Source organism: Kitasatospora sp. GP30, from assembly GCF_029892145.1.
GTDB lineage: Bacteria > Actinomycetota > Actinomycetes > Streptomycetales > Streptomycetaceae > Kitasatospora > Kitasatospora acidiphila.
Genome location: NZ_JARZAH010000079.1, coordinates 1 through 11,870, shown reverse-complemented (window position 1 = coordinate 11,870; position 11,870 = coordinate 1). Strand labels below are relative to the sequence as shown.

Below are 11,870 nucleotides of genomic sequence, written 5' to 3'. Positions count from 1 at the left end.
GCCCAACCCAGAGTCGCTCCAGTCGCTACTACCGTGCCACAAGCGCTCTGACCTGCGAAAACACCAGCGACCGAACACCAGCGACCCAAGCGACCAACCGCAACTGCCAGCAACCCCCCGCGATGGGCAGCCGATCCGCCCGATCCGCTGCGCAGGCTTCCGTGGGCCTCCTCAGTCGGGCGTGTCGCTCGACCGCCCCAGCGACTCTGACCCCAGCCGCAGCGACCGAGTGCTTTCGGTCGCTGATCCAGTCACTGCCACATCCCTGCAGGTCAGGGCTGTGATGGTGGGGAATCAGCGACTGAAGCGACTGAAGGTCGGGTATATGAACGCGTACGCGCACGCAGGAATGTCGTTATAAGCCCAACCCAGAGTCGCTCCAGTCGCTACTACCGTGCCACAAGCGCTCTGACCTGCGAAAACACCAGCGACCGAACACCAGCGACCCAAGCGACCGAGCACCATCCCCCCGGGATGCGACGGTGCTCGGCACCGCTGGACCGAACAGGCGCCCGCCCCGCACTCCGCCGCGATGCCACCGATCATCACCAGCGGTGCACGCGCACCCGTGGTCGAAAGGCCAGCGATGCCTCCAGCACCCGCCCTGCAGCGCGACCTGGCGCTTCACACCTGCCGAGGTGCGCAACGCCGCCCCACCTGCGGTGCCAGAGAGAAATCGACCAGCGCCCTGTGCACCTCTCCCGACAAGGTCTACGCCTACGTTCTCTGACGCCCCGCTCCCGCGAGTGCCGCACTGCCGCGCGCCGGTTCGCCCCATGCTGCCCCCGGCGGGATGGCAGGGGGCAGCCCTCATGGGCGGAACGAACGCCTTCGATGGTCCTACTCGGATCAGGGACGGGCTTGGGGCGGGGCGAGCGGCCGACTAATGCGGGGGCTTGGGCGGGACGCCGAAGGAAGGGACACCGGTGTGGGCGCGAGGCGGTGGCGCTGAGGACAGTTCACGCGCTCGGCCATTCTGTTGAATTGTCGTCAGCGCCCTTGTGGAGTCGCCCATTCATTTGGGCCACTGGTGTATCCGAACCAGTGTGCCCTTGCGCGGTGCCCGCCCTTTGGAGAGTCCGATGCCACTGTCCCCGAACCAGGGCTCCACGGGGGGCCACACCTCCGTGACGATAACCAGCACCACGGCCAACGCGCTGAGTACCGTCAGCCAGGTGCTGTTCGGCGACACCCCGGCCAGCAATGTCGCCTACAACGCGGGCGCCGACCACGTCACCTGTACCACTCCTGCCGGGGCGGGCGTGGTACAGGTGACCGTGGTCCTCGCCAACGGTGAGGTCACCAACGGTGTGCCCTTCTACTACATTCCAGCGCCGGTCGAGGCGACGCTGAGCCCCGCGGCCGGCCCGCTCGCGAGCGGCTCCACGGTCACCATCACCGGCAGCGGCCTGAACACCACCAGCGCCGTCCTCTTCGGCACCAACGCCGCGACGGTGACCGCGAAGACCGACGGCCAGCTCACGGTCACCGCCCCGGCGGGCCCGGCCGGGGCGGCCGATGTCCATGTCACCACCGCCGCCGGTACCTTCGACGGCCTGACGTACACCTATGTCGCCAACCCCGGCACGCTGACGATCACTCCGAACACCGGACTGCTCACCGGCGGCACCCATGTGACGATCACGACCACCGCAGACGCGACGACCACCTCGCAGGTCCTGTTCGGCAGCACCTCCGTGCCGTTCGCGGTCGCCGGTTCCACCTCACTGTCCCTCTACACGCCTCCGGGGATTCTGCTCGGCGCGGTCAACGTCTCGGTCACCACCGCAGGCGGCACCAGCACCGCGACCAACGGCTTCACCTATGTCTGATCCGGCCTTCCGGCCTCCCGCAGCCCTCGCTGGGGACAGCCGCGCTTCCGGGTCGCCACCCGCGCACAGCGTCCGGTCCAGACCGGCAGCCCCCCGCCCCCGGGACCAGGCCAACCACACGCAGAACAACAGCGCCTGGCGCGGCAGTCCGTCGCCCGGCCCTGGGGCCTTCGGGCCGAATCCCCAGGTGAACTGCAGCCAGAGGCCGGGCTCGGTGATCCGGGGCAGGTAGGAGCTGGGTTGGCCGGCCCGTCGGCGTTCCTTTGCCGCGGCGACCGCCCGGCGGGTCCGGCGTCGGTGACGACCAGGGCGACCGGAATCCGGCGCGGGTGTGGCCGACCCCACCCGCCGCCCCGCCGCAGTGCCGCCCGGGACAAAGGCGAGCTCTGTCGTTCACCGCCATCACGTGCGGCGCACCGGAACGGCCGGCCCCCCGGGCCCGTGCCGCCCATCTCTGAGCAGACCATCCCGAGCACCTGCCCAGCCGCGTCCAGCCCGGCCACTCCTTCAGCGGTGGGCGCAGCCCTTGTTACGGAATCACGGGATCGAAGCCGGGGCGGAAGTGGGGGAGCGGTGGGGTGCTCGCCCGTCGTACAAGCCGTACAGGCATGAGAGGGCGACGACACAGCTCTGGGTCCAGATGCGTTGCGCCGTTGCCCGCTCCAGGTGGTCGTCGCGCGCCGGATAGCCGAAGGCACCGGTGGGGTGCTGCTGGCAGAGCAGGAAGTCGACCCCGTCGCGGGTGATGCGGTGATCGGCCCAGCCGAGCAGTCCCAGCCCTTGCAGGAGCGCGGCGGCTTCTTCGAGCCGATAGTTCTGGCAGGCGGCCGGCAGCGCGGCTGCGAACCGCTCCGCGACGGAACGCCAGGCAGAGCCGTCGTTGCCGAGGTGAAGCGGTTGGCCGTCGGCATACTGCGCCAAGGCCACGGCAGTGACCGCGGGCGCATGGTTCCCAGCGAACAGGTTCGCAGTGCTCGTGGAGGCGAGGAGGGAGTCCGCCTGCCGCGCGGTGAGTCGGCCAAGGTCGCGCAGTCGTCTGACTCCGCCGGCGGCGGCCGTGGGAATGGCGGTGAGTCCGGTGAGGGCTGCTGCCGTGTCCGTCAGGAACTGGTCGAGGGATTCACAGACCAGTCCGCAGGCCGACAGGCCGCGCGCGCACTCGGCTACCGCGTCGACGCCTTGCCCGCCCCAGGCCATTGGCTGGGTGAGGGTGTTGCCGGCACGTTGTACGAGACTGGTGAGAGCTCGGGCGGCGAGTTGCGGCTCCCCGACTGAGCGTGCGGCTCGCGCGGCTGCGCCCGCTGCCGGGACTGCGTCGTCGAAGGGCGCCTCGAGGGCGGCGTGGGTCAGCCAGGCGGTGGCACACCGGATCGCAGCTTCAAGTCGCCCCTTGCCGGCGGTCCGGGGAGGTGAGGGGCGCGGCTGCCGGATCACGGCCCCGTCACGGGCGAGGTGCCCGGCCAGCGCTGCGACGATCGTGGTGTGATAGCCGGTGGCCCAGTCGCGGTACCCCGCGTCGCCGTTCTCGAGTTCCGGCGGGAGGATGCCCTCCGGCCCGGCGACCCGCCCGTCGGGTTCCTGTACACCGGCGAGAAAGGCCCAGGCGCGTTCCATCTCGGGTGAGTCCTGGATCCCCAGGCACAGCAGACAGCAGAGCAGTTCGGCGACGAGGTCGGCGTTCTCCCTCTGGCGGCACAGAAGGCTGAGCGCCTCCAACAGTTCTACGGCCTGGGGCAGACCGAATCCGGTGGGCCACCGGGGAATACGCCGACCGAAATCGGTGGCGTAGAACACGGTATGCGTGACCGCGTAAATATCGCTGTCGCTCAGCTTCACGACGGATGGATCAGCACAGAGCAGGGAGAAGGGCAGTACCGCACTGTCTGCCGGCATTCCGTGATCGACTCCGGCCAACTCCAGCGTGTGCAGCAGATCCAGCTGCCGGAAGGGGACGCGCTCGAAGCAGGCCGCATAACGCCCGGCGACCGCTCGGCCGATGAGGCGCTCGAATTCGCTGTCGCGCCGCCCGCACAACCGCTGTGACGCGTAGGTGCCCGCGTACAGGAGCAGGGCCCGCTCATCGCGTGCGACGAGCTCACGGTACGAAGCACGGGCCGCCACGGCGGTGACCTGGTCGTACAGCATCCGATAGTCGGCATCGCCGTCGAAGGAGCCGGGCTCCGCCCGAGCACGGAGTCCGACCAGCAACGCGACCTCGACGAACGCCTTGCGGACGAACAGCGTGCGCCCCTTATCGGCGGTGTCGGGATCGAAGCGGGTGCGGTGCGCGGCCAGCCAAGCGACTGCTCCGCGTTCCACTGTGCGCCGTATGTCGGCCACAGCCGCCCTCCTGGTGAGTCGATCCAACCCGACCGCACGCGTTCCGCCTGACGCGGCCGGCCCCCGTACGGCGCGTTCCGAAGCTAGGCCTGCGCGGCGTCCTCGGTCACGGATGGGACGACGAGCACGTACTTGTCCCAGGCCAGCACATAGCCGGAGATTTCCCCGAGCGTGGTGGTCGCACTGACCAACTGCTCCAGGGTGGTGTTCATGTTTATCAGTCCGCTGTTCTGGAGGAAGGCGAGAGCGGCCCGGGCGTCGACAGCTGGGCAGTTGGTCATGACGAACCTCCACCGAGGGCACGATTTCCGCGGATTCGCATCCCGCGAAATACTTGCCCCTGATTATGTCAACGGGTTGCGTGCGTGTCATCGGCGAATATTCATATTCATCCAAATGGACTATCCTGAATACAATATTGCTTTTGCTTCGACTGTGCGAGCCCCGTGTTCATGGTGATCGAGGTGGTGCTCGCCCTGGGCGCGGTCCGGTGGCCAGGCGGGCACTAACGGCGGATCAGGCAGACGGGGCCGTGGTGAACCAGGACCACGCACACGCACACCCGCACCCGGACCACGGCGCCCGTGCCGTCGGTGGTCACCGCCTGGCCCAGGTCGGGCAGGCGGGCTCGTGCCAGGTCGTACGGACGACCAGGCCGCCCTGGGTGACGTGCTCGCTGGACCAGGTCCGGCAGCACCCGTCGGCGCCCGACTGGGCCGGGCCCGTCTGCCTCGCGGCGCGGACCCGTGTGGCGGGACCGGGATGGGTGGGCGCGGCCGCACGGCGGCGACGATAGCGGCGCCTAGTCATGGGAGTCGTCATGTCGCAAGCTCTGCCCGCCACGCCATCCCGCCGAACCCCGCCGCCCCCGGACGGAGCAGCCCCGGCCACTACCACCGGACACTGAGCTGTACTGACGCCCGAACCTCACCAGCGGCCAACGCCTCGGGTGGCCTCTTCGGGCCGGAGGGTGGCGCCGGCAGACGCGGCCGCCAGACCACTCCGGCTGAAATGGGTGCGTGGTAACGAGGCTGGGCGGGCGCCGGCATATCAACGATCAGCCCGGACAACTGAAATGACCCGCCAGCTGGGGCCTAGGGCGTCACGAAAAATCAACGTTAATTCGGGCGAAAGTTCGATACCTAACTCATTCGGGTGAATTTGCACACGATCGAGTGATATTAGGTTTAGTCCGGGCAGTTAACCGGTCGGAGCTTGCGTGGGCTGCAGACCGCGACTGTTCCACTGGCCGGAATTACTCCAGCCAGACCGTGGACCACCATTCTACGATTGAAAGGAGAATCCGATGATCCTCAATCTGCTCGGCAATCTCGTCGCCATTCTCGGCTGGGTGCTCTAGCCTGCGCGTTTCACACGCGCCGGTGTCCGGAGCATGATCGGCAACACGAAAGTGCCTTCTGAACTGGGATGATGAGGCTTGTCTTAGGTCCTTGTCAGTCCAGCAGGAAGGCACTTTCCACGTGCCTACTACCGGGCCACGTCCCCCGGCTCGTCGTCCCCGGAGGCGCAGGCGCTCTTCCCCGTCGGGACGCGCCGGGCGTCGGCAGCTCGGCGCCGGTGACGGCGTTGATGACGATCTCGTTGACGCGCCTGGCCGGCTGCGGCGGCCCCGGGCTTCGTCCGATGTCAGTCCGCGCGCAGGATCCGGGAAACGTAGATGGCCGGCGGCTCGGTGGCCTCGTTCACCGCGTACTCCACCAGCCCGAGATCCCGGCGCAGCGGCGCCGAGTGCATGCCGGGACGTCCCGGGACCGGCATGCTCAGATGAGGAAAGGGATCCTCACGCAGGTCGACGACGAACGCGACGACGGCGGAGAACACGTCAGCCGGCGTCCCCGGGTCGCCGAGAAACTCCTCCACCACCGGGGAGAAGGTGATCGGGTCGTCCTCGTCCGGGTAGTCGATGTACTCGCTCACAGGGCCCCGAGACGCCGCAGGACCGCAGAAGCCGGGGTGCCGGGGGCAGTACCGGCCTGGACCGCGGCATGGATGCGGTCACCCTCCGGATCCCGGTAGAGCTCGGCCCGCAACCACCAGCGCCGCAGGACACCACCGATCGCCGCGTCGTCCGCCTCACCCATCTCCCGGTAGAACTCCATACGCTGCGCCGGCGGCAGGGCGGCCGCGACGGCGTCCTGGGTGCGCGGGATGGGCTGGCTGCCGTCGTGGTGGCCGTGCAGGGATGCGGCGCTCACCGTTCCTCCGGAAGTCTCGTGCGGGCGGGACCGATACCAGTGTCCTCTCCCAGCTGCCCCGGCCGGTACCCGGGGCCGCGGTAGTCCGTGCTGCCATAGGTAATAAGACGGCGTTGTCCGTGGCAAGACGTCGAACGGGTCCGACCGCCGACTCTTCGTCAGCCGCCCAGCAGCACCGACGCGGGCTTGGCGCCGGTTTCCGCGCGCGGGACCACCACCCCAGCTCGGACATCACCCAGCATCCTCGGCCGGCGCCCGGACCGGCCAGGGGTACCTGACGGGATCCAAGGCCGCGCGGTTCAATCCGGGAGGCCAGGTGACCGCTGCGGACGCGCAGCAGAGTGAAGGCGTGGTCGCAGGTGGTGTGGGCGTCGCGGGCGAGCACGCCCTCGGCGTGTCGCGGGCCCGTGTGTCGGGTTGACGCCCCCACCAGGGGAAACCGCCCTCGACGGGTGACCGTCCAAGCGGACGGGGGCGTCACCCGGCACCTGCCCGCATACGGTGGAACAGGCCCCCGGGCACCAGGGCACGGGCAAGCAGCGGAGAAGGAGACCGTGGCCGAACAGGACACCTCACCCGCCTACTCGCACGCGCAGCGTCTGCGCCACCAACTGCCGGACACCACGGTGGTCGAGCGCGCCACCGGCGTGGTCATGCACCAGACCGGCGCCACCGCGGACGCGGCGCGCGCCCAACTGGCCCGCGACGCCGCCCGTACCGGCCGTACCCTGCCCCGGCACTGCGCCCGCGTCTTAGCCGAAGTCACCGGCACCAGCGCGCGCGCCGGCACGGCCGTCACCGGGCCCCCGATCCGCCACCACCTGGTCACCAGCGACCCCGAACACGCCCTCCACGAGCTCACCGCCGCCTACCGCACCCCGATCCGCATGACCGCACCCGAGCCCGGCACGGTGTTCCACCTGGAGCACACCGACGCCCACCTGTTCCAGGTCGGCGAGAACCGACTGCCAGGCAAGCTCTCGTTCACCTCCGCGCCGGCACCCCAGGTCGTCGTCACCCGCCTCATCGCCGGAACCATGGACCTGCCCACACCGGCCGGCGAGGAACGCCATGCAGTCGGAGACATCACCCTGATCGGCCCGGCCGCAACCGTGCACCTCACCACCACCGACGCCCACACGCGCACCACCACACTGCCGCTACCCCTGCTCCACAAGGTCGCTGGCCAACTCCCCGGGCAAAACCACCCCTTGCGGTTCACCCACCCGCGACCGGCCAGCCAGGCGCTGGCCGAGCACTGGCGCGCCACCCGCGTCTACGTCAACAGCCTCCTCGACCACCCCGACCTCGGCACCGCAGCCCCCCTGCTGGTCGCCAATACCGCCCACCTGCTGGCCGCCACCGTCCTGGCCGTCTTCCCCAACACCGTCACCGCGGCACCGGACACACCGGTCGACCACACCGACGCCAGCCCCGGCACCGTCCGCCGCGCCGCTGCGTTCATCAACGACCACGCCCACCGGGACATCACCCTCGCCGACATCGCCGCCGGCGCCTACGTCACCCCCCGCGCCTTGCAGTACGCCTTCCGCAACCACCTCGACACCACCCCCCTGGCCTACCTGCGCGACGTACGGCTGCGCCGCGCACACCGCGACCTGATCGACGCCGACCCGGCAATCGAGACCGTCACCCGGATCGCCGCCCGCTGGGGATTCCTCCACCCCACCCGCTTCGCCGACCACTACGAGCGCCTCTACCGATGCCCGCCCAGCACCACCCTCCACGCCTGACCCCCCCCCGCGCCCGTCCCCACTGGCGGCCTACAACTCGCTTGGGAGCCAAGGCCGAACCCTGATCTCGCGGGTTTCCGGGGCCGCATCCTCAGCCGCCAGGCGGAGCCTGGTAGGTGAATGCACCCGGATCGGTCGCGGTGCCACCGCTAGTGGTGACGGCCACGTCGGCGAGTCCCGCGGAGCTGGGGGGCGTGATCGCGGTGACCGTGTTGCTGTCGATGACGCCGAAGGGCGCCGGTGTGCCGCCGAAGGTCACCGCCTTCGTGTGGGCCAGATCGGTGCCGTTGATCGTGACCGTGGCACCGCCGTTGGTGGAGCCCGAGGTTGGGCTGAGGTCGCTGATCGTCGGGTTCGTGTCGTAGCTGAACGACAGGTTGTCCACGACGCCGCCCGCAGTGGTGACCTCGACCTGGACCGAACCCGGCGCTGCCGCGGCCGGGGACACCGCCGTGACCTGACTGTCGGAGATCACGGCGAACGACGTGGCCGTGATCCCGCCGAAGGAGACCGCTTTGGTGGTGGACAAGTTCACGCCGGTGATCGTTACCGCTGTCCCCCCGGCCACGGGCCCGGCAATCGGGCTGATGCCGGACGCGAAGGGCGTGGGGAGGTAGTAGAAGTACACCGGCGCGCCGGCGTTGCCGTGCGCCATCACCACGACGTGGACCTCTCCACCCCCGACTGGGCTCACCGCCTGCAGGTGGGTCGCGGACAACTGAGTGAAGGACCAGGCTGCTGTCCCGCCGAACAGTACCGAGTCGGCACCGGCCAGGCCCGTACCGAAGATGTCCACGACCGTCCCGCCGCCGGTCGGCCCCTGAGTCGGACTCAGTGTCAAGCCGTTGTCATAGGAGTAGCCGGCGGTGGCGCTGCCGCTGGCGTTGGTGACGGTGGCGGTCACCGGCCCCGCCGCGTGCGTGGGCGCAGTCGCGGTGATCTGCGAATCGGAGTTGATCGTGAAGGTGGCGCTGGTGCCGTCGAAGGTCACGCTGGTGACTGCGGGGGTGTTGAAGTTCGTCCCCGTGATGACCACCGGGTTGCCGCCGGCGGTTGTGCCGGACAACGGGCTGAGCCCGGTGATCGTGGGCACTGCCATTGCCGGTGCCTCCTTAGCTGCGAAACAGTTCGATGGGCGGCCTCTTGACGACCTGTGATCCCTTCACACGCAAAGCACGACGGCGCTTGCCGTCCGGTTCAGGGGTTGACCTGCTGCGTGACGGGGGCGGCGCTGGATGCGGTGTAGCGGAAGATGTCCTCGAAGCTGGCGCCGAGGGTGTGGGTTCCCATGGTGAGTGAGGAGGTCGTCGTCGTCGCCACCCCGCGGTAGTCCACCGAAACGGCGGCCAGCACGGTGGAGTCCACGGTGAAGGTGACGGTGCCGACGGGAATGCCGCCCGCAGGCAGCATGGCGGTGACCTTGGCGGTCAACGTCACCGCCTGGCCGACCGCGGACGGGTTCGGGGCGGACGTCAGTGTCGTCATGGTGGCACCGGCGTTGACCTGTTGGGTGACCGTCTCGCTTTGCGAGCCGGCGAAGTTCATGTCGCCGGTGTAGACCGCGAACAGGGGATGTGTGCCGACTTCGGTTGCCTGGATTTCGGTGCTGGCCGTTCCGGCGGAGTTGAGCGGCACGGAATCGATGTCGAAGCCATCGATGAAGAAGTCCACCGCCCCGGTCGGCGTTTGCGACGTGGCGGGTCCGGGGGTGACGGTGACCGATACGGTGATCGGCTGGTAGAACACCGACGGGTTCGGGCTGCTGGTCAGCGTGGTGGCGGTCGCGGTACGGGTAGACGGCCCTACCAGCGCGACGCTGTGATGGAACCCGGCGGCGACGGCGAGCGCATTGTCCAGTCCCAGCGGGATGTCGAGCTGCATGTCGGCGTTGGATCCCCAACCCACCACCGTGCCGTCCGCCCTGATCGCCAGCGCGTGATAGCCGCCGGCATTGACACCGCTGACCCCGCATGTGGAGGGGATGGTCGTCTCGCCGTTCTGGTCACTGCCCCATCCGAAGAGGGTCCGGTCGGCCAGCACCACGAGGCTGGCGAACCGGGTGCAACTGACGCCGACCGAGGCCGGCAGGCACGGCGGGATCGTCGACTGGCCGTACCGGTTCCAGCCCCACGCGACGACCGTCCCATCGGACTTCACGGCCACGCTGTGGTACCCGCCCGCGTCGATGGCCACGACGCCGGTCAGGCCTGATGGGACACTCGCCTGCCCCATCAGGTCGCCGCCCCAGGCGGCGACCGTGCCGTCCGAGAGCAGCGCCATGCTGTGGGTCGAGCCCGCGGCCACCGCCACGACCCCGGTCAAGCCCCGCGGTACGGTTGCCTGACCGTTGTTGTTGCTGCCCCAGGCGACGACCGTGCCATCCGATCTCAATGCCAGATTGTGGTCGCTGTGTGTTGCGATCGCGACCACATTGCCCAAGCCCGCCGGGATCCTGGTCTGGCCGGTGTCATTGCGCCCCCAGGCCACCACCGTGCCGTCGGATCTCAATGCCAGTGTGTGGAACTGCCCCGCGGACACCGCCACAACCCCGGTCAAACCAGCCGGAACACCGGCCTGACCGTAAGTGTCATCGCCCCAGGCGACCACCGTGCCCGTCGCCGGAGGGCCCGTGGCCGATCGTCTCGTCATCCACGGCTCATCGGTCCGCACGAACGCCTCCTCTGCTGCGACGCTGGTGTTCGGGATGGCTACGGCTGGTACTGGAAGGCGGCGCCGTTGCTGGTGCCGCCCGGGGAGTGGACGGTGACGGTGGCCGGGCCGGCGGCGCCGGGCGGTGAGGTGGCGACGACCATGGTGTCGGAGACCGCGGCGAAGGACGCCGGGGCGGTGCCGAAGAACACGGCGTCGGCGTAGGTGAGGTTGCTTCCCCTGATCAGGACGTCATCGCCGCCGGAGGCCGAACCCTGGGCGGGGCTGAGGGAGTTGATGACGGGCGGCGCGACGTAGGTGTAGTAGGCGCTGCCCGGCCCGACGGTGCTGGTGCCGCCCGGTGTGGTGGCCGTGACCAGGACGGTACCGACGTTCGGGGGAGCCGTGGCGGTGATCTGGCTGTCGGAGTTGACGGTGATACCGGAGGCCGCGGCAGAACCGAAGTGCACGGTGCCGGTGAGGGCCAGGCCGGAGCCGAAGATGGTGACGGTGTTCCCGCCGCTGGTCGGCCCCTGGTTCGGGCTCAGGCCGGTGATGGCGGGGGCCGCGACGTAGAAATAGGGCAGCGGGTTGCTGGTGCCCGCTCCGGTGGTGACCGTGACGTTGACCGACTGCGCGGCTCCCGCGGGTGCCGTGACGGTGATCTGGGTGCCGGTGTCGGCGGTGATGGTGGCGGCGTGGGCGCCGAACAGTACGGAGATGGCGCCGGCCAGGCCGGTGCCGGAGATGGTGACGGTGTTCCCGCCGCTGGTCGGCCCCTGGTTCGGGCTCAGGCCGGTGATCACGGGCGCTGCGACGTTGACGTAGGTGTAGGTGACGCTGTTGCTGGTGCCCGCCGAGGTCGTGACGGAGACCGGGACGGAACCGGTGCCCGCGGGCGCCGTGGCCGTGATCTGGGTGTCACCGACCACCGTGAACACGGCCGAGGCAGTGCCGAACTCCACTGTCGTCGCCCCGGTGAAGCCCGAGCCGCTGATCGTCACGGTGTTGCCGCCGCTTGTCGGTCCCGAGGCCGGGTTCAGACCGGTGATCACCGGACCGGCGCTGTAGGTGTAGGT

10 protein-coding genes are annotated in these 11,870 nt (G+C 69.4%); 3 read left to right on the top strand and 7 right to left on the bottom strand.

Translation table 11 applies throughout. The annotated features are described in order from the left end of the window. Window positions 1-1,082: 1,082 nt before the first annotated feature. Window positions 1,083-1,832, top strand: a complete 750-nt coding sequence (locus P3T35_RS39945) for an IPT/TIG domain-containing protein (RefSeq protein WP_101385627.1) — start codon at window positions 1,083-1,085, stop codon at window positions 1,830-1,832. A gap of 537 nt (window positions 1,833-2,369) precedes the next feature. On the opposite strand, the gene P3T35_RS39940 is transcribed toward P3T35_RS39945, so the two are convergent. The 4 genes from P3T35_RS39940 to P3T35_RS39925 all read right to left on the bottom strand — a co-directional run bounded on the left by P3T35_RS39940 (window position 2,370) and on the right by P3T35_RS39925 (window position 6,388). Beyond that, on the bottom strand, window positions 2,370-4,172 hold the full coding sequence (locus P3T35_RS39940) for a hypothetical protein (protein ID WP_180356928.1): 1,803 nt from the start codon (window positions 4,170-4,172) through the stop codon (window positions 2,370-2,372). Between the two features lie 83 nt (window positions 4,173-4,255). Beyond that, window positions 4,256-4,453: a hypothetical protein gene (locus P3T35_RS39935; protein WP_101385628.1), complete on the bottom strand. Its 198-nt coding sequence runs from the start codon at window positions 4,451-4,453 to the stop codon at window positions 4,256-4,258. Between the two features lie 1,366 nt (window positions 4,454-5,819). Beyond that, window positions 5,820-6,110: a hypothetical protein gene (locus P3T35_RS39930; protein WP_101385629.1), complete on the bottom strand. Its 291-nt coding sequence runs from the start codon at window positions 6,108-6,110 to the stop codon at window positions 5,820-5,822. Then, window positions 6,107-6,388, bottom strand: a complete 282-nt coding sequence (locus tag P3T35_RS39925) for a hypothetical protein (RefSeq protein WP_101385630.1) — start codon at window positions 6,386-6,388, stop codon at window positions 6,107-6,109. Before P3T35_RS39925 ends, P3T35_RS39930 begins: the two co-directional genes overlap by 4 nt. Before the next feature lie 554 nt (window positions 6,389-6,942). Here P3T35_RS39925 and P3T35_RS39920 point away from each other — a divergent pair. Continuing rightward, window positions 6,943-8,142: a helix-turn-helix domain-containing protein gene (locus P3T35_RS39920; RefSeq protein ID WP_280709794.1), complete on the top strand. Its 1,200-nt coding sequence runs from the start codon at window positions 6,943-6,945 to the stop codon at window positions 8,140-8,142. Window positions 8,143-8,233: 91 nt separating this feature from the next. Here the strand turns inward: P3T35_RS39920 and P3T35_RS39915 are convergent, their stop codons facing one another. Beyond that, a complete protein-coding gene (locus P3T35_RS39915; protein WP_280709799.1) occupies window positions 8,234-9,046 on the bottom strand; it encodes an IPT/TIG domain-containing protein in 813 nt (270 codons plus the stop codon). On the opposite strand from P3T35_RS39915, the gene P3T35_RS39910 reads away from it, so the two are divergent. Further along, window positions 9,009-9,299 carry a hypothetical protein gene (locus tag P3T35_RS39910; RefSeq protein ID WP_280709801.1) on the top strand — a complete coding sequence of 97 codons (291 nt, stop codon included), beginning with the start codon at window positions 9,009-9,011 and terminating at the stop codon, window positions 9,297-9,299. The genes P3T35_RS39915 and P3T35_RS39910 overlap by 38 nt on opposite strands. Window positions 9,300-9,339: 40 nt before the next feature. On the opposite strand, the gene P3T35_RS39905 is transcribed toward P3T35_RS39910, so the two are convergent. Together P3T35_RS39905 and P3T35_RS39900 are read right to left on the bottom strand one after the other, a co-directional pair. Then, a complete protein-coding gene (locus P3T35_RS39905) occupies window positions 9,340-10,812 on the bottom strand; it encodes an Ig-like domain repeat protein (protein WP_101385632.1) in 1,473 nt (490 codons plus the stop codon). A 38-nt stretch (window positions 10,813-10,850) separates the two neighbouring features. Then, on the bottom strand, window positions 10,851-11,870 hold a 1,020-nt coding region (locus P3T35_RS39900; protein WP_280709792.1), incomplete at its 5' end, for an IPT/TIG domain-containing protein.